18 protein-coding genes are annotated in these 18,068 nt (G+C 64.0%); 5 read left to right on the forward strand and 13 right to left on the reverse strand.

Annotated features, from left to right (window positions below; genetic code table 11):
• Positions 1-29: 29 nt before the first annotated feature.
• The 3 genes from AB6802_RS03220 to AB6802_RS03230 are packed head-to-tail and all read left to right on the forward strand — an operon-like array spanning position 30 to position 2,332.
• Entirely contained in the window at positions 30-776 is a 747-nt protein-coding gene (locus AB6802_RS03220) for an ABC transporter permease (RefSeq protein ID WP_371008555.1), read from the forward strand.
• A 9-nt stretch (positions 777-785) separates the two neighbouring features.
• Positions 786-1,517 (forward strand): ABC transporter permease, encoded by a 732-nt coding sequence (locus tag AB6802_RS03225; protein ID WP_371008556.1) that lies wholly within the window; start codon positions 786-788, stop codon positions 1,515-1,517.
• A complete protein-coding gene (locus tag AB6802_RS03230; RefSeq protein WP_371008557.1) occupies positions 1,517-2,332 on the forward strand; it encodes an ABC transporter ATP-binding protein in 816 nt (271 codons plus the stop codon). Before AB6802_RS03225 ends, AB6802_RS03230 begins: the two co-directional genes overlap by 1 nt.
• Before the next feature lie 41 nt (positions 2,333-2,373).
• Here the strand turns inward: AB6802_RS03230 and phnN are convergent, their stop codons facing one another.
• The 9 genes from phnN to AB6802_RS03275 form a co-directional block, all read right to left on the reverse strand.
• Positions 2,374-3,000: a phosphonate metabolism protein/1,5-bisphosphokinase (PRPP-forming) PhnN gene (gene phnN / locus AB6802_RS03235; protein ID WP_371008558.1), complete on the reverse strand. Its 627-nt coding sequence runs from the start codon at positions 2,998-3,000 to the stop codon at positions 2,374-2,376.
• Complete coding sequence (locus AB6802_RS03240; RefSeq protein WP_371008559.1) at positions 2,997-4,136, reverse strand: alpha-D-ribose 1-methylphosphonate 5-triphosphate diphosphatase; 1,140 nt, start codon at positions 4,134-4,136, stop codon at positions 2,997-2,999. The genes phnN and AB6802_RS03240 overlap by 4 nt, the downstream gene beginning before the upstream one ends.
• A 53-nt stretch (positions 4,137-4,189) precedes the next feature.
• Complete coding sequence (locus tag AB6802_RS03245) at positions 4,190-4,897, reverse strand: DUF1045 domain-containing protein (RefSeq protein WP_371008560.1); 708 nt, start codon at positions 4,895-4,897, stop codon at positions 4,190-4,192.
• A gap of 239 nt (positions 4,898-5,136) precedes the next feature.
• Positions 5,137-5,949: a 5-deoxy-glucuronate isomerase gene (gene iolB / locus AB6802_RS03250; protein ID WP_371008561.1), complete on the reverse strand. Its 813-nt coding sequence runs from the start codon at positions 5,947-5,949 to the stop codon at positions 5,137-5,139.
• 5 nt (positions 5,950-5,954) lie between these two features.
• The gene (locus tag AB6802_RS03255) at positions 5,955-6,167 is read right to left on the reverse strand and encodes a DUF3329 domain-containing protein (RefSeq protein WP_371008562.1); all 213 of its coding nucleotides are present in this window, start codon (positions 6,165-6,167) and stop codon (positions 5,955-5,957) included.
• A 64-nt stretch (positions 6,168-6,231) separates the two neighbouring features.
• Positions 6,232-7,149, reverse strand: coding sequence for a myo-inosose-2 dehydratase (iolE, locus tag AB6802_RS03260; protein WP_371008563.1), 918 nt, complete (start codon positions 7,147-7,149; stop codon positions 6,232-6,234).
• Between the two features lie 38 nt (positions 7,150-7,187).
• Entirely contained in the window at positions 7,188-9,032 is a 1,845-nt protein-coding gene (gene iolD, locus AB6802_RS03265) for a 3D-(3,5/4)-trihydroxycyclohexane-1,2-dione acylhydrolase (decyclizing) (RefSeq protein ID WP_371008564.1), read from the reverse strand.
• Positions 9,033-9,065: 33 nt separating this feature from the next.
• A complete protein-coding gene (gene iolC, locus AB6802_RS03270) occupies positions 9,066-11,000 on the reverse strand; it encodes a 5-dehydro-2-deoxygluconokinase (RefSeq protein ID WP_371008565.1) in 1,935 nt (644 codons plus the stop codon).
• Positions 11,001-11,154: 154 nt separating this feature from the next.
• Positions 11,155-12,000, reverse strand: coding sequence for a MurR/RpiR family transcriptional regulator (locus AB6802_RS03275; protein WP_371008566.1), 846 nt, complete (start codon positions 11,998-12,000; stop codon positions 11,155-11,157).
• Between the two features lie 154 nt (positions 12,001-12,154).
• On the opposite strand from AB6802_RS03275, the gene AB6802_RS03280 reads away from it, so the two are divergent.
• Positions 12,155-13,264, forward strand: coding sequence for a Gfo/Idh/MocA family protein (locus tag AB6802_RS03280; protein ID WP_371008567.1), 1,110 nt, complete (start codon positions 12,155-12,157; stop codon positions 13,262-13,264).
• 24 nt (positions 13,265-13,288) lie between these two features.
• Here AB6802_RS03280 and AB6802_RS03285 read toward each other — a convergent pair whose 3' ends face one another.
• Entirely contained in the window at positions 13,289-13,990 is a 702-nt protein-coding gene (locus AB6802_RS03285) for a helix-turn-helix transcriptional regulator (RefSeq protein ID WP_371008568.1), read from the reverse strand.
• A gap of 127 nt (positions 13,991-14,117) precedes the next feature.
• Here AB6802_RS03285 and AB6802_RS03290 point away from each other — a divergent pair, with 127 nt between their 5' ends.
• Complete coding sequence (locus tag AB6802_RS03290) at positions 14,118-14,753, forward strand: LysE family translocator (RefSeq protein ID WP_371008569.1); 636 nt, start codon at positions 14,118-14,120, stop codon at positions 14,751-14,753.
• A 22-nt stretch (positions 14,754-14,775) separates the two neighbouring features.
• Here AB6802_RS03290 and AB6802_RS03295 read toward each other — a convergent pair whose 3' ends face one another.
• From AB6802_RS03295 to iolG, 3 genes are all read right to left on the reverse strand, one after another.
• Positions 14,776-15,867, reverse strand: coding sequence for a 3-deoxy-7-phosphoheptulonate synthase (locus tag AB6802_RS03295; protein WP_371008570.1), 1,092 nt, complete (start codon positions 15,865-15,867; stop codon positions 14,776-14,778).
• Between the two features lie 326 nt (positions 15,868-16,193).
• The gene (locus tag AB6802_RS03300; RefSeq protein WP_371008571.1) at positions 16,194-16,988 is read right to left on the reverse strand and encodes an SDR family oxidoreductase; all 795 of its coding nucleotides are present in this window, start codon (positions 16,986-16,988) and stop codon (positions 16,194-16,196) included.
• Between the two features lie 30 nt (positions 16,989-17,018).
• A complete protein-coding gene (gene iolG / locus AB6802_RS03305; RefSeq protein ID WP_371008572.1) occupies positions 17,019-18,014 on the reverse strand; it encodes an inositol 2-dehydrogenase in 996 nt (331 codons plus the stop codon).
• Positions 18,015-18,068: the final 54 nt, after the last annotated feature.

Raw genomic sequence — 18,068 nt, forward strand, 5'->3', positions numbered from 1 at the left:
GCATTATCTCGACGCCCGGGGAGGCGTAGGTGGACTTTCTCAACGGTCTGAAGGATCAGCTGTCGACGGCCTATGAGCTGTTGGCGGCCGGTTGGGGTTTGCAGCTGCTCTGGGGTATCGGCTGGACCTTGGCCGTCACCGCCGTCTCGATGATGATCGGCGCGGCGCTGGGCTCGCTCGTGGCTGCTGCCAAGCTTTCGCAGCGTGGCGGCCTTAGATTCATCGGCGAGAGCTACACGACCGTGTTTCGCGGTGAGCCGGAGCTTCTGGTCATCTATCTCTTCTACTATGGCGGCACGCAGATCCTGACCGGCGTGGCGCGGTCCACCGGATCGATCGGTTCGACCGACATTTTGAACATGCCGAGCTTCCTCGGCGGCGTGCTCGCGGTCGGCATCATTTCGGGCGCCTATCAGGCCGAGGTCTTCCGCGGGTCGTTCCTGGCCATCCAGCGCGGCGAACTGGAGGCGGCGCGCGCCTATGGCATGTCTGCCTGGCTGCGTTTTCGCCTCGTGATCATGCCGCAGGTCTTGCGTCTCGCGGTGCCGGGATTGGGCAATGTCTGGCAGCTGACCATCAAGGATTCGGCTTTGATCTCGGTCACCGGCGTCGCCGAGCTGATGCTGACGGCGAACAAGGCCGCGCGCTCAACGCACCATTCGCTGCTTTTCTACACGGTCGCCGGCATCCTCTACCTGGTGATGACGTCGATCTCTACGCCGATCTTCGACAAGGCCGAGCGTTACACCTCACGCAGCTTTCTGCGTCCGAAATAAGAGGTCGCGGTGGATTACAACTTCTACCTTTCGACGATGTGGAGCGTGCTGAAAGCACTGCCGCTGACGCTCGAGATCTGGTTCTTCGGCATCGCCTTCGGCCTGGTCATCGCCACCGGCCTGACCTGGTTGCGGGCATCGGGCTACAAATCGGGCGAGTATTTTACCCGGGCCTATGTCTTCGTCTTCCGTGGATCGCCGCTGCTGGTGCAGCTCTATCTGATTTATTTCGGACTCTCGCAGTTCGATTTTGTCCGCCACAGCCCAATCCTGTGGCCGATCCTGCGCGACCCGATGTATTGCACCATCGTCGCCATGGCCTTGAACACCGCCGCCTATGAAAGCGAGATTTTTCGCGGCGCGCTGCGGGCGGTGCCAGTCGGACAGATCGAGGCCGCCAAGGCGTTCGGCATGTCTCCAATTACACGGTTCCGCCTTGTAACCTTGCCCATCGCGTTGCGGCTGGCCTTGCCGGCCTATTCCACCGAGATCATCCTGATGACGAAGGCGACCGCGCTCGCTTCCGTGGTGACGATCATGGAGATGATGGGAACGGCGCAGAAAATCCAGCACGACACATTCCGGCCGATCGAGGTGCTGACCTGCGCCGGTGTGGTCTATCTGTTGCTCAACCTGTCGATTGCCCGGCTGTTTGCCTGGGTCGAATACCTGCTTTCCCCGCATCTGCGCCCCGCGCCCGAGCAGTCCCAGCAAATCAAACCCGTACCGGAGGTGTTGTGATGTCGGCTAGTCTTGCCGCTGCCGCGAGTACGGCATCGTCCGCCAACGAAGCACCCGCCATCAGCGTCAAGGACATGCGCAAGTGCTTTGGCGATCACGAGGTGCTGAAGGGCATTTCGCTCGAGGCGCACAAGGGCGACGTCATTTCCATCCTTGGCTCGTCGGGCTCGGGCAAAAGCACGCTGCTGCGCTGCATCAACCTTTTGGAGACCCCGGATTCCGGCGAAGTGCGTGTCGACGGCGAACTCATCAAGATGAAGCCGGGACGGGACGGCAATCAGCTGCCGGCCGATATCCGTCAGGTGGAACGCATCCGCGCCAATCTTGCCATGGTTTTCCAGAGCTTCAATCTCTGGTCGCACATGACGGTGCTCGAGAACCTTGTCGCGGCGCCGACGCATGTGCTGAAACGTCCGCGGGCGGAGTGCCTGGAGCAGGCCGAGGCATTGCTGAAGCGGGTCGGGATCTGGGAGCGGCGCAACTACTACCCGCCGCATATGTCGGGCGGCCAGCAACAGCGCGCCGCGATAGCCCGGGCGCTGGCGATGAACCCCAAGGTCATGCTGTTCGACGAGCCGACATCGGCGCTCGATCCGGAACTGGTCGGCGAGGTGCTGCGTGTCATGCGCTCGCTCGCCGAAGAAGGCCGCACCATGCTGGTCGTGACGCACGAAATGGGGTTTGCCCGCGACGTGTCGAGCCAAGTGATGTTCCTGCACAAGGGCGAAGTGGATTGCCTGGGCGAGCCGAAGGAAATGTTCGCCAGACCGTCGACGCAGCAATTCAAGCAGTTCATCACCAACTTCAACAAGTAAGCGCAACTTCCCCTTCTCCCTTGTGGGAGAAGGACAAGGCGCTAAATCATGTCCGAGAGATCGGAGAACGCCATCGCCTTGCGCAGGATCTCGGTGAAGCGCTCGCCGGCGATTTGCTTGTCGCCGCTGTTGTCGATCGAAGTGACATCCGGTCCCGACAATTGGACACTGGTGCTGCGCGCCAGGCGGGCGAGCACTTCGCCGCGCGATTCGCGGCCGCGCGCCGCCAGCCGTTCGGCGAGGATTTCCGGCGTTGCGGTGATCTCGACCACGGCCAGGTTGGCGTAGCGCTCGCGCAGCGCCGGGATGACCGCGCGCGAGACATTGGCCACGGCAACATGGCCGTTGGCGACAGCCCAGTCGACATCGGCCGGCAGGCCGTAGCGCAGGCCGTGCGCATCCCAGCAGAGCGCGAAGGCGCCATCGATCTCAGCTTCGGCGAAGGCGGCGTCAGCCAGCGTGTCGTGGTCCTCGCTCGCCGCATCGCTCGGCCTGGTGATGACACGGCGCACGAATTCCAGCCGTGTCTCACCGGCAAAGCGCGCTTTGGCGTAGCCGATCACCGTGTCCTTGCCGGCGCCGCTCGGGCCGACGACGGCGACGAAGACGCCGTTGCGGATCGGGAAGCTCTCAGCCAACTCGCGTTCGATCAGGGCCGACACCATCATGCGACCCGACGCCCTTCGCGCCACACCGTGCGCACGACCGGCACATGGTCGTCGACGCGCACCCGCACCAGGTCGGCGCGGCGGCCGGGCTCGATGATGCCGCGATCGGTAAGGCCAACCGCCTCGGCGGGGTTTTTCGAGACCATGGCGACCGCCTGCGGCAGCGAGATGCCTTCGACGACGTCGCCAAGGAAGAAGGCCGACTGGATCAGACTGAAGGGGATGTAGTCGGAGGACAGGATGTCGAGCAGGCCGTCGGCGGCCAGTGTGCGCGCCGAGACATTGCCGGAATGCGAGGCGCCGCGCATGACGTTGGGCGCCCCCATCAGCACGCCGAGACCCGCCGCCTTGGAGGCCTTGGCCGCTTCCTCCGTCGTCGGGAACTCGGCGACGCGCACGCCCTGCTCGATCGCCTCGTCGACATGACCGATGGTGGCGTCGTCGTGGCTCGCCAACACGATGCCGCGTTCGTGACAGGCGGCCGAGATGAAGACGCGGTTCGGGCCGGAATTGCGGGCCGATTCCGCCATCCGCTTCTCGCAGAATTTCTGGAAATCGCGATCGGAGAGCTTCAGCTTGCGCTGGTAGTAATAGGCATAGGTCTCGAGGTTGACGAACTGGCGCTGTCCAGGCGCGTGATCCATCAACGAGGCGAGCTTGACCCTGTCGTCGGTCTCGAAATTGGCGAAGGCCTTCAGGCAATCCGGCGCCGAGACCTCGCAGCGCAGATGGATGAAGTGATCGGCCCGAAGCCGGTCCTCGCGCACGCTGTCCTCGATGGCGTCGGCGAGCTTGCGGATATCGGCGGAGGTCAGGTCGGCGTCCTCGTCCATGCCGACGCGCAAGGCGTCGAGCACGGTGGTGATGCCGGCAGTGGCAACCTGCGCGTCATGGGCAAGCACGGCGGCGATCGGGTTCCAGCGCACCTTGGGGCGTGGCGCATAGTGGCCCTCAAGATGATCGGTGTGGAGTTCGACGAGACCGGGGATGACGTAATCGCCGCCCATATCCTCGCCAGTGCGGGTGCTGCCCGGCTCGACAGCGGCAATCAGGCCATCGCGCAGCAAAAGCGAGCCCTCGACGATTTCATCGGGCAGCACGATGCGGGCATTGGTGAGAATGGTTTCGGCGGTCATCTCGGGCGGTCCTGTCTCAAGCAGCGGAATCGGCAGCAAAATGGGCGGTCATCTCAGGCGGTCTTGCGGGCCGGGTGGTGGCCCAACGCATGGTGGGAAAGCACCATGAACGGAGCACCCGGCTCGCTTTCGACGAACAAGGTCAGGGCATCCACCGGCACCGGCTGCCGCAGCACGTCGGCGAACAGGCTGTCTATCGCTGCGCGCAGACGTGGGCTTTCCTGTGGCCCGACGCGTCCCGAAAGCGTCATGTGGAAGCGGAACGTGTCGAAGACATAGGGGTAGCCCCACTGACAGAGGTTGCGGAACTCGTCCGGCTTCAGCGCATCCGGGCTACGGCGCTCGATCTCGACCTCCGTCAAAGGCGCGCGGAAAGGGTCGAAACCGCGCACCACCTCGCCGGCAAAATCATTCAACGGCGCAAACGGAGCTTCAGGCACCAGGGCGAAGAAGCCGTCGATCTGGCCGACGACGAGGCGCGGAATGACGACGGGCGGCGTCGCCTCGGCAAAAGCGTCGAGCGCGGCGCGCAGCGAAGCCTCCGTCTCGTTCGGCGCCAGGCGGAACGGCGCCTTCAGTGTGGCATGGAACCCGTATCGCCTGGCCGACGCCGTGTGGAAGGCAACTTCGGCCGCCGACAATTCGCCAACGGCCTCGACCGGACGTGTCGCCGCGCCGAACGGATCGCGGCCCAGCCAGTTGGCGGCGATGCGCGCCAGCGGCTCATCCTGCCTGGGAGTGTAGTAAATGGCGTAGCGCATGAGCGTTCCTCGTCAAGCGCGCTGCGCCCTAACGACTATGCGACGCGCTTCAAGTCCTGGTTTTTGGCAAGCCGCAAAAACGCCGAGGCGCTTTGGCGACGTGCATCAGACCCGCTGCCATAGGTGATTTCCATGACGGATTGACGAAGCTTTCATGGGTTTTCGAAGGCAAGTCCACCCTCAAGGTGTTTAGCCGACGATTTTTCCGCACTGGACCAATGGTTGCGCGGTAAGCCCGCTCAAGCCTTCATCAGCCATTCGTGCTCGGCGGCGTTGTGGAACTTCCACGTCCGCTTCGGGCCGGCCATGACGTTCAAATAATAGAGATCGTAGCCGTGACAGGCCGCGCAGGGGTGATAGCCCTTGGGCACCAGCACGACGTCGCCATCCTCGATCGCCATCGCTTCATCGAGTTCGCGCTCCCCATTGCCGTCGGCGTCGGTATAGACACGCTGGAAGGCAAAGCCCTGCGGCGGGTTGAGGCGGTGGTAATAGGTCTCCTCGAGATAGGATTCCGCGGGGAGATTGTCCTGGTCGTGCTTATGCGGCGGGTAACTGGAGGTGTGGCCGCCGGGCGTGATGACTTCGACGACCAGCAGCGAGTCGGCCGGCTTGCCCTCGGGCAGGATGTTGGTGACGTAGCGCGTGTTGGTGCCCTTGCCGCGCACCTCCTGGCCAAGATCGTCCGGACCGATGACACGGACCGGCAGGCCACCGCCAAGACCTGGCGCGGAACAGACGGCGAGCTCCAACTCGGTGTCGGCCGTCACCGACCAGTCGGAGCCTTGCGGAATATAAACCGACCAGGGCTTGCCTTCGAACGGCGACATGCGCTCGCCGAGCAGGCCGAGATCCTTGCCGCCGGCCGATGCCTTGCCCTTGCCGGTGACGAAGACCAGGCAGACCTCGCGGTCGCCGGCCTGGCCGGATGCTGTCTCGCCGGATTTCAGCCGATGCAGGTCGAAACCGACATAGGTCCAGCCGGCGCTCTGCGGCGTGACATGTGCGACGTGACCATGGCCCTTGTCGGCCTTGACGAGCAGTTTCGACATCGCGGTCACTCCTTCGGTTGATCGTCGGCCTTTTTCTCCTCGGCCGGCTTGTAGAGATAGAAAAACTGCCACACCGCGTAGCCGGCGAAGCCGAGGGCGATGACGCCCCAGAACGGCGTGCCGGTGGCGAACTCGATCACCGACCAGATCAGACAGACGGCGAGGATCGCGACGCGCCGCCACAGCGGCTTGAAGAAGGGGTGCTCGTAATCTTTCATCGCGCCATCCGGAAATTGCCTGACCGGTTCTCAGATAAGCCAGCCATGACAGTCAATCCAGCGCTCACGTGTTGGGGAAACCTTGCGTCTCGACCGTATAGCCGGCGGCCGTCATCACCCGCATCAGCTCCTTGTGGCCGACCTGAGCCATCTTCAGCGGCGGGTTCTTCTTCGGATCCTGCTCGGCTTCGACGACGAACCAGCCCTCATAACCATGATCGGCGAAGCGCTGCACGATGGCGCCGAAATCGAGCGAGCCGTCGCCCGGCACGGTGAAGGCGCCGAGCGCCACGGCGTCGAGGAAGGACTGCTTCGTGCGGTCGAGACCGTCGATCACGCCCATGCGCACGTCCTTCACATGGACGTGGTTGATGCGCTTGTGATGGTTGTCGATGGCGCGCAGCACATCGCCGCCAGCGAAGGCGAGATGGCCGGCGTCGAGCAGCAGCGGAATGCCTTCGCCGGAATGGCGCATGAAGGCGTCGAGCTCCGGCTCGGTCTCGACCACCGCCGCCATGTGATGGTGATAGGAGAGCGGCATGCGCTGCTCGGTGCACCATTCGCCGAATTCGGTCAGTCGCCTGCCATAGGCCTTCATCTCGTCGCCGCTGAGCTTCGGCTTGGTTGCCAAGGGCTTGGAGCGGTCGCCCTGGATCGAGCGGCCGACCTCGCCATAGACGATGCAGGGCGCGTTGACCGCCTTGAACAGGTCGATCATCGGCTGGATGCGATCCTTGTTCGCCGCCATATCCTCGTTGACCAGCGTGCCGGAGAACCAGCCGCCGCAGAGCGTGACGTCGGCCTCCTTGAGGATCGGCAGCATCGTCTTCGGATCGTCGGGGAAGCGGCGGCCCTTCTCCATGCCGGTGAAGCCGGCCGAGCGCGATTGGCGCAAGCACTCCTCCAGCGACACGTCATCGCTCAATTCCACCAGATCGTCGTTCCACCACGCGATGGGGGACATGCCCAGTTTGGCTTTCAAGTCGTCACTCCACTGTCACTTCGTTGCCGACGCCAGGCTCAACCTTCCCGGCTGCCCACCGCTTCCTCGTACTTCTTGCGCGCAGCGTTGACCTCACGCCGCGCCGAGACTTCCGGCACGGCGACATCCCACCAATGGCCGCCGGCCTCGGTCGACACCAGCGGATCGGTGTCGATGACCAGCACCGTGGTCTTGTCGTTGCTCTTTGCCTTGGCCAAAGCCGTTTCCAGCTCGGCGATCGAGGCCACTTTCTCCGCGATGGCGCCGAGGCTTGCCGCATGCGCGGCGAAGTCGACATCGGGCAGCACCTCGTGGCGCGAGTCCTTCAGGAGATTGTTGAAGTTGGCGCCACCGGTCGCCATCTGCAGCCGGTTGATGCAGCCATAGCCGCGGTTGTCGAGCAGCACGATGGTGAGCTTCAGCCCCAGCATCACCGAGGTGGCGATCTCGGAATTGAGCATCAGATAGGAGCCGTCGCCGATCATGACGACGACCTCCTGGTCGGGCTTGGCCATCTTGGCGCCGAGGCCGCCGGCGATCTCGTAGCCCATGGTCGAGAAGCCGTATTCGGCGTGGTAGGAGCCGGGCGCGCCTGCCTGCCAGAGCTTGTGCAATTCGCCAGGCAACCCGCCTGCGGCATGCAGCAAGGTGACGCCCGAACCCATGGCGCGCTGCACCGCACCGATGACCTGCGCGTCCGACGGATAGGCGGCGTTGGTCGCGGCCGTGACCTTGGCGGCGGCGGCCTGCCAGTCGGCCTTGCCTTTCAGCGCATTGTCGGTCCAGGCGGTAGGCGCCTTCCAGCCCTTCAGCGCGGCGGACAATTCCGCCAGACCTTCGGCCGCGTCGGCGACAAGCGGCAGTGCCCAGTGCTTGCCTGCGTCGAAAGCCTGCGCGTTCAAGCCGATGATGGTGCGGCCGGCATTCTTGAACAGCGACCAGGAACCGGTGGTGAAATCCTGCAGCCTGGTGCCGACGGCAAGCACCACATCGGCCTCTTCCGCCAGCCGGTTGGCGGCCGACGTTCCGGTGACGCCGACGGCCGCCATGTTGAGCAGATGATCGTCGGGCAGCGACGATTTTCCACCCTGGGTTTCGCAGACGGGGATGCCGGCACCTTGCACCAGTTTCGCCAACTCACCCGAAGCCTGCGAATAGAGGACGCCGCCGCCGGCGATCACCAGCGGCTTCTTGGCACCCTTCAGCGCCGCGACAGCGGCGGCCAATTCGTTGCGATCGGGACGAATCCGGCGCGGCGCCCAAAGACGCTCGACAAAGAAGCTCTCGGGATAATCATAGGCTTCGGCCTGCACATCCTGGCAGAGCGACAGCGTGACCGGGCCGCATTCGGCCGGATCGGTCAGCACCTGCATGGCGCGGTTGAGCGCCGGTATGATCTGTTCGGGCCGGGTGATGCGGTCGAAATAACGCGACACGGGGCGGAAGCAGTCATTGACCGTCGCCGTGCCGTCGGAAAAGTCCTCGGCCTGCTGCAGCACCGGGTCGGGCAAACGGTTGGCGAAGACGTCGCCCGGCAGCAGCAGCACCGGCAGCCGGTTGACATGGGCGAGGGCAGCCGCCGTCACCATGTTCAGCGCGCCGGGGCCGATCGAAGAGGTCGCGGCCATGAAGCGGCGGCGGAAATTCGCCTTGGCATAGGCGATCGCCGCATGCGCCATTGCCTGCTCGTTGTGCGCGCGGAAAGTCGGCAATTCGTCGCGCACCTGGTAGAGCGCCTCGCCGACGCCGGCGACATTGCCGTGGCCGAAGATCGCCCAGACGCCGCCGAAGATCGGCACTGTCTTGCCGTCGATCACGGTCATCTGGCGCGACAGGAAGCGGGTCAGCGCCTGCGCCATCGTCAGGCGAACGGTCTTGCTCATTGGTCGTTTCCTCCGGCGTCCGATGACGTCTTGTTATGCGGCCTTGCGGCCGCGCGCGGCAAGCCAGGCCTCGGTCAATTGCTCGAAGCGCGACGCCATGTCGGCGATGGCTTCGTCATCCGACATCTTGCCGGCCAGCCATTGTTCGGCGGCGTTGATGAAGATCGTGCGACCGACGGCAAATCCCTTGACGATCGGCGCATTCGCCGTGGCGGCGAAGGCCGCGACCAGTTCGTCCTGCGGCGCTTCGAGACCGAGCAGCACGACGCCGCGGCACCATGGATCGTTCTTGACGATGACCTGCTCGATCCTGGCCCAGGCGGCCGCCGAGGCCTGCGGCTCGAGCTTCCACCAGTCGGGCTTGATGCCCAGCGCATAGAGCTCTTCCAGCGCGCGCGGAATGGTGGTGTCGTCGAGCTTGCCGTGCTTGCCGGCGATGATCTCGACCAGCAATTCACGCCCGACTTTTCGTGCCGCTTCGAACAGCGCACGTAGCTTCTGCTGCTGCTCGATCTTGAGCGCCTCGGGATCGTCCGGATGGTAGAAGCAGAGGCACTTGATGCAATGGTCGACCGGCCATTCGGTGAGCTGCGAGCCGATATCCTGCGAGAATTCGAAACGCAGCGGCCGCGACCCGGGCAATTCGACCGGACGGCCGAGCCAGGCAAAGCGATGGCGGGCGAATTCGAACATCGCGTCGCGGCCGTATTTCTCGTCGATCAGCATGCCGTAGCCGTCGCGACCGGCGGCGACCTTGGCCGCCGCCTTGACGGTGAGCACCTTGAAATCGGGAATGCGCGCGGCATCGACGCCGAGCTTGGCCGCGATGTCCTCCAGCTGCACGCGATGATCGCAGGCCAGCGCCATCAGCGAAGGGATGTCGCGCCGGCGCGTCGTCGCCCAATGAATGTGGTTGATCGCCTCGTCCTTGCGCAGCGCCAGATGCTTGCTGCCGTGCTTCAAAAAGAACTGCAGTTCCTCGAAGGTCGGGTATTCCGGCGCGCAGAGCAGGCGCGACACGGCGAAGGCGCCGCAGGCATTGGCCCAGGTCGCGGCCGTGGCAAAGCTTTCGCCGCCGAGCCAGCCGCGCAGGAAGCCCGACATGAAGGCGTCACCGGCGCCGAGCACATTGTAGACCTCGATCGGGAAACCCTTGCCGATGATGCCGTCCTCGAGGTCGTCGCTGATCGGCCCGTCATAGACGATGCAGCCCATGGCGCCGCGCTTCAGCACGATCGTGGCCGAGGACAGCGAGCGGATCGTCTTCAGCGCGCTCAGGCAATCGTCGGCGCCGGACGCGATCATGATCTCTTCCTCGGTGCCGACGATGAGATCGCAATCGGGCAGCACGGTCTTGAGCTGCGCCGAGACTCGGTCCGACTTGACGTAGCGCTCGAAGCCTTCGGCATGGCCGGCCAGGCCCCAGAGGTTCGGTCGGTAGTCGATGTCGAACACCACCTTGCCACCCCGGGCCTTCATCAGGCGGATCGCCTTGCGCTGCGCGGCATCGGAATTGGGACGGGAGAAATGCGTGCCGGTGACGACCACGGAGCGTGCCGAGGCGATGAAGGCCTCGTCGATATCTTCTTCGGCCAACGCCATGTCGGCGCAGTCGGTGCGGTAGAAGATCATCGGCGAAACGCCTTCGCTCTCCACCGAAAGCAGCACCAAGGCGGTCAGCCGTTCCCTGTCGGTCTTCAAGCCATCGACCGAGACGCCTTCGCGCCGCAGCTGCTCGCGGATGAAGCGACCCATCTGCTCGTCCCCAACGCGGGTGAGCAGCGCCGAACGCAGGCCAAGCCTGGCGGTGCCGACTGAAATGTTGGCCGGACAGCCGCCGACCGACTTGGCAAAAGAGGTAATATCCTCCAGCCGCGAGCCGATCTGCTGGCCGTAGAGGTCGACCGAAGCGCGGCCGATCGTGATGACGTCGAGCGGCGGATATTTTCCTTCCACGGCTTCGCCCATTCGAACCTCCCATCGGCCTTGTTGTGCAGAGCAGCGTCGTTTGGGCGGCACGCGCAAACGGCGGCATGGCGCCATCAATATGAAATATTAATTCCAATCCGTAGTCAATATGGAATGAGTGTTCCCGGACTGAAAAGCGCTCGCCGGTGAGGCATCAGCCCTTGCGCCTGCGACCGGCTTCGCGGCGCTTTTCGCCGACGGCGACGGTCAGCGCCATGGCCAGCGCCATCGTCGCCGAGATCGAACGGAAGCCGCCGAAATCGGCCTCGGCGACCTCGAACCAGACTTTGGCGAATTGAGCCAAGGGCGAGAACGATGAGTCGGTGATGGCGACGATGGGCACGCCCTGTTCCGAGATCGCGCGCGTCTCCTCGATGGTCGCCGGCGCGTAAGGCGAGAAGCTGATGGCGATGACGGCATCGCGCGGCGTGGCAAAGCCGATGATCTCGGCATTCAAGCCCGCGGCCGATTCCACCAGCTGGTTGCGGATCTTGAGCTTGCCCAGCGCATAGGCGATGTAGGACGCGGCCGGATAGGAGCGGCGCTTGGCCAGCACATAGATGGTCTCGGCCTTGGCCAGAAGCGCCACCGCCTGGTCGAAATGTGCATCGTTGAGCGAGCGCGAAATGTCGCCCAGCGAGGTGCTGGCGGCGGCGACGAAGCCGTCGAAGATCGCCCGGTGGCCGCCGCCTTCCTCGGCCTTGGCGCGCAAGGCGGCCAGGCGCTCGTCATAGGAGGAGTTGCGCTCGCGCAGCCGCTCGCGAAACACCTGCTGCAGGCTGGTGAAGCCGTCGAAGCCGAGCTGCTGGGCAAAGCGGATCAGCGTCGAAGGCTGGACGCCGGCGGAAGCCGCGATGCTTGCCGCCGTGCCAAAGGCGATGTCGTCGGGATTGTCGAGCGCATAGGCGGCGATCTGCGCGATGCGCTTGGGCAGGCTGGAACGCCGGTCGAGGATCGTCGCGCGCAGCGTCTCGAAATCGCGAGGCACAAGTTCGTCCATCGTCGCTCCGCCCGCGGCCATGTTGATTGCCCCTCTCCTGCCTCATCATAGCGCGTTCATGCAAGAACACCATAAAAAATGATTTGGACGTTCCATTGGTGAGCAAAATGGATTAACTCATCCGCACGGGTTTTTCCTTCAGCGGAGACGGTCAATGGTCGGAGTGGGCCTCATCGGCACGGGCTTCATGGGCAAGTGCCACGCCATCGCCTGGAACGCGGTCGGCACCGTCTTTCCCGATGTCGAGAAGCCGAGACTTGTCCATCTGGGCGAGGTCAACAACGAGCTTGCCAAACGCAAGGCGGGCGAGTTCGGCTTCGCCAAAGGCTCCGGCGACTGGCGCGCCGTGGTCAACGACCCCGAGGTCGATGTCGTCTCGCTGACCACGCCGAACCAGTTCCATCCGGAAATGGCGATCGCCATCCTCGAGGCAGGCAAGCATCTGTGGTGCGAGAAGCCGATGGCGCCGAGCTTCACCGAGGCTGAAGCGATGGCCGCAGCGGCGAAGAAGTCCGGCAAAGTGGCGGCACTCGGTTACAATTACATCCAGAACCCGGCCATCCGTCACATCGGCGCGCTGCTCGAGGAAAAAATCATCGGCGACGTCAATCTCGTGCGCATCGAGATGGACGAGGATTTCATGGCCGATCCAGAAGCGCTGTTCTTCTGGAAGCATGAGGCGGCGTCCGGCTATGGCGCGCTCGACGATTTCGCGGTGCATCCTTTGTCGCTGATCAAGGCGCTGTTCGGCCGCGTCAGCCGCGTCATGTGCGACATGGTCAAACCCTATGCGGACCGCAAAGTCGCTTCCGGCGGCCGCCGCGCGGTCGAAACCTACGATATCGCCAGTGTGCTGATGCATCTGGAGAACGGTGTCGCCGGCACGCTCATGGTCAACCGTTCGGCCTGGGGCCGCAAGGGCCGTATCGCCATCCAGCTCTTCGGCTCGAAGGGTTCGATCCTCTACGACCAGGAGCGGATGAACGAGTTCCAACTCTACCTCACCGCCGACCGGCCGACCGAGCAGGGCTACCGCACGGTATTGGTGGCGCCACACCACAAGCCCTACGATTCCTTCCTGCCGGCGCCTGGCCATGGTCTCGGCTTCAACGACCTCAAGATGATCGAATGCCGAGAGTTGTTGATGCGCATCGCCGGCAAGCCGGCCCGCATCATCGATTTCGACGAGGGGCTGGAGATCGAGCGCACTGTCCATGCCATGGCGCGCTCGTTCCAGGAGCAGCGCTGGGTCGATGTGAGATAGGCCAGGCGAGAGAAGCTATGACCGTTACGGGCCGGCGGCCGGCGCGTTGATCTCCCAGCCGTCGACCCAGACCTGGCGCAACCGGTCGCCCTCGCCCTTGAACCACAGGCCGGTCGGCTGGTAGTCGTCGATGCGGTCGCTGCGGAAATTGCGGATGGCCTGGCGCAACTCGCACCAGGCCACCGTGTTCACTGTCTCGGCGTAGTAGATCAGCGCGATCGGCCGGATGATGCGTTGCGTGGTCCGGCCCGCCTCGTCGCGATAGGAGAGATCGAGCTTCTCCTCGTCGCGGATGGCGCGGCGCACCAAGGCGAGATCAATCGCCGAGGCTGACGGCGCGGCAAACCCCCAGGCGTGCAGCGCGTTGGCGTCGAGCGTCTGGCGCAAGGGCGCCGGCACCGCACCGGCGATCTTGGCGACGACGCGTTTGGCCGCTTGCTTCAGCTCATCGTCACCGGTGCGTTCGAGCAGCGCCAGCGACAACACGATCGCCTCCATCTCCTCGATCGAGAACATCAGCGGCGGCAGGTCGAAGCCGGGGCGCAGGATATAGCCGATGCCGCGTCCGCCCTCGATCGGCACGCGCATCGCCTGCAAGGCGGAGATGTCGCGGTAGACCGAGCGCACCGTCACTTCGAGCCGCTCGGCAATCGTCGCCGCGGTCACCGGCTTTTTGGCCAGCCGCAGAATCTGGATGATCTCGAACAGGCGCGAGGCCTTGCGCATTTTCTCACTCTGCCGAAACGCAACTGACACACCCTCGTCAGTTGGGGTGACCTATAGGGCCGCTTACCCGCTTGAAAATCAACAGATTCCTTTTGCGTCCCGGCTGGCGCCACGACAGGCAACTGACATGTCCTACACCGAAAATCTCTGGCTTTTCTTCGTGCTTTTGTTCGGCATCATCGCCGTACCGGGCATGGATATGCTGTTCGTGCTGGCCAATGCGCTGACCGGCGGTCGCGACAGGGGTCTCGCCGCCACCGCCGGGATCATGCTGGGCGGCGCGGTGCATACGCTGAACGGCGCGGTCGGCGTCGGCCTTTTGATGCATTTCGTGCCGATCCTGTTCAAGCCGCTGCTGGTCGCAGGTGCCGCCTATATGGCCTATATCGGCATTACCTTGATGCGCAGTTCCATCACCGTCGGCGACGACGGGCCTACGGGAAGCCGCTCGTCGTGGAAGGCCTTTCGCCAGGGAATGGTCACCTGCCTGATCAATCCCAAGGCCTATCTCTTCATCCTTGCCGTCTATCCGCAATTCCTGAAGCCGGCTTACGGTCCGGTCTGGATGCAGGCGACCGTCATGGGATTGCTGACGATCGCCACGCAGGCGGCGATTTACGGCGGGCTCGCCATCACCGCCGGACGCAGCCGCGGGCTGCTGATCGACAATCCGCGAGCAACCATTCTTGCCGGCAGAGCAGCGGGGCTGCTGTTGTTTGCCGTTTCGCTGTTCACGGCGTGGGAAGGGTTGAGGGCGGCGTGATCGCCGCCCTCTCGGTTTATGCTCAGGCCGCGCCCTGCCGGTTGGCATCCATTTCGCGCTTCACCGACCGGCGCCATTCGACGGCGCCGGCAAGGCCGTGCAGCACGGTCTCGGTGGTCGCCCAGTCGATGCAGCCGTCGGTGATGCTTTGGCCGTAGACGAGCGGCTTGCCGGGCACGACATCCTGACGGCCGGCAACGAGGTTGCTCTCGATCATGACGCCGATGATGCGTTCATCGCCCGCCGCCACCTGGCCGGCGACGTCATGCGCGACCTTGGGCTGGTTCTCCGGCTTCTTGGCCGAGTTGGCGTGGCTGACGTCGATCATTAGCCGTGGCGCGATGCCGATGCGGCCGAGCTCGACGGCAGCGGCCTCGACACTAGCGGCGTCGTAGTTGGGCTGGACGCCGCCGCGCAGGATGACGTGACAGTCCTCATTGCCGGTGGTCGTGGCAATGGCGCTGCGGCCGTCCTTGGTCACAGCCATGAAATGATGCGGCTGGGCGGCCGACTTCACCGCTTCGGCGGCGATCCTCAGATTGCCGTCGGTACCGTTCTTGAAGCCGACCGGGCAAGACAGACCCGAGGCCAGCTCGCGATGGATCTGGCTTTCGGTCGTGCGCGCGCCGATGGCGCCCCAGGCGACGAGGTCGGCGATGTATTGCGGCGTCGTCATGTCGAGGAATTCGGTCGCCGCCGGCAGGCCGAGATTGTTGACGGCCGACAGCACGTTGCGCGCCATGCGCAAGCCCTTGTCGATGTTGAAGCTGCCGTCGAGATCGGGGTCGTTGATGAGGCCCTTCCAGCCGACCGTGGTGCGCGGCTTCTCAAAATAGACGCGCATGACGATCTCGAGCCGGTCGGCCAGGGCCTCACGCAGCGCCGCCAGACGGCTGGCGTAGTCCACGGCGGCGACCGGATCATGGATGGAACAAGGGCCGACGATGACAATCAGTCGGTCGTCGGCCCCTGTCAGGATCGAATGGATGGCGTTGCGCGAGGCGGCAACGGTGCGCGTCGCCGTGAGCGAGCGCGGTATCTCGCGCATCACGTCGTCCGGCGTGCTCAGTATCTTGAGTTCTCTGACCCGAAGGTCGTCTGTGGTGGTCAACACGGCTTTCTGCTCCTGATTTTAGGAGACCTGCCGGCTGAAACAAAAAAGCCGCCAGGTCTGGCGGCTTGTCGGATTTTGATCTGCAACCTTCAGATCGAGCGCAATCCTCCCGCCGCCAGCGAGCTGCTAAAGTACCAATACGTGGCGGACAGGTTGATCATGCCGCTCATATAGTCGATGCGAACGGGTTTGTCACGTGGCTGTCGGAGGGCAATTCGCGATCAGCTGAACCCTTGCGATTTCGTCATCCCTGGGCGAAGCAGGAGCGAAGCTCCGTCGCGCAGACCCTGGGATGACGAAGGGATCGACCTTTCCGCCAGATCGTCCTACTCCGGCGAGGTCCCAGCGACATTCTGATCGTAGTCGACCAATGACCCGGTCATGACGCCGGCGTGTGGGCTGACCATGTAGCTGATCAGCCGTGCCAGTTGGTCCGGTTTCACCAGTTGGCCCATCGGCTGGCCGGCCTCGGCCTTTTCAAGCCAGTCGTCCGACGCGCCGTGCCATTTCTTCTGCACGAGGTCTTCGCCTTCGGTGTCCATCCATCCCGGCAACACGGCGTTGCAGCGAATGCGGTTGAAGCGGTAGGCGTTGGCGACATTCTTGGTCAGCGTCATCAGCGCGCCCTTGCTGGTCGAATAGGGCGTCAGGAAGGACTGGCCGGCATGCGCCGACATCGACAGCACGTTGACGATCGAGCCCGGCGCCTTGCGCTCCAGCAGATGGCCCACCAGGCCCTGCATCAGGAAGAAGGGTCCACGCACATTGGTGTCGAAGATCTGGTCGAAAAGCTCTTCGGAGGTCTCGACCAGCGAACCGCGCGCCGAGGTGGCGGCGGCATTGACCAGGGCGTTGATGGTGCCGAAATGCGAGATGGCGGTCGCCACCGCCCGCTTGCAGTCGGCCACTTTCGAGACGTCGGCGCTGATGAAGATCGCGTCGACGCCGGCCCTCTTGAAATGGGCGACCGCCTTGTCGCCCTTCTCCTGCGAGCGACCGATGAGCGCCAACGCGCGGCAGCCCTCGTCGGCCAACGCCTCGGCAACGGCAAAGCCAATGCCTTGCGCGCCGCCGGTGACGATGGCGCGCGTTCCTGAATTGCGACCGGCTGATGCGCTCATCGCTCTGCTCCTGTGCCTTGGGTCTAGTTTTTACTTGTCGAGACGGACGGTCTTGCCTGTCGTCGCCGATTTCAGCGCCGCATCGGCGAGCTTCAGCGCGACGAGACCGTCAGCGCCGCTTGGCGCCGCCTTCTTGCCCTTTGTCGTGGCGGCGATGAAGGCGGCAATCTCATTGGCGTAGGCGTCGAGATAGCGGGTCATGAAGAAGTCGTGCAGCGGCGGGCGGGTGTAGCCCTTCGCATTGGCCACTTCGATCGACACCGGCCGCTGGTTCTCGGCCGCGACCATGCCCTTGGAGCCATGCACCTCGATGCGCTGGTCGTAGCCATAGGTGGCGCGACGCGAGTTGGAGATGACGGCCTGCTTGCCGGAAGCGGTCTCGAGGATGACGCTGACCGAGTCGAAATCGCCGGCTTCGCCGATCTTCTTGTCGACAAGCACCGAAGCATGAGCGCTCACCGCAACCGGCTCCTCGCCGAGCAGGAAACGCGCCATGTCGAAATCATGGATGGTCATATCGCGGAAAATGCCGCCCGAGCGGGCGATGTAATCGAGCGGCGGGGCGCCGGGATCGCGCGATGTGATGGTGACCATTTCGACGGTGCCGATTGCGCCGTCGTCGATCGCCTTGCGGACGGCGGCGAAATGCGGATCGAAGCGGCGATTGAAGCCGACCATCAGCGTGGCCTTGGTCTTCTCGACAACGGCCAGGCATTTCTCGACGCGCTTGACGGAGAGATCGATCGGCTTTTCGCAGAAGATCGCCTTGCCGGCCTTGGCGAAGCGCTCGATGAGGTCGGCATGGGTGTCGGTCGGCGTGCAGATGATGACGGCGTCGATATCCTTGGACTTCTCGATGGCGTCTATGCTGCGCACCTCGGCGCCGTAGGCCGATGCCAGGTCGGTCGCGGCTTTCTCGAAGGCGTCGGCCACGGCCACCAGTTTTGCATCGGGGTTTGAGCCGACGGCGCGGGCGTGGACCTTGCCGATGCGGCCGGCACCGAGGAGGGCGAAGCGAACAGTCATGGAAATTTCCTCTAAGGGATGGTTCGAGAGAATTGTGTCTGCACCTTTCCACGC

The sequence above is a fragment of the Mesorhizobium sp. RCC_202 genome (genome assembly GCF_041355295.1).
Lineage (GTDB): Bacteria > Pseudomonadota > Alphaproteobacteria > Rhizobiales > Rhizobiaceae > Mesorhizobium.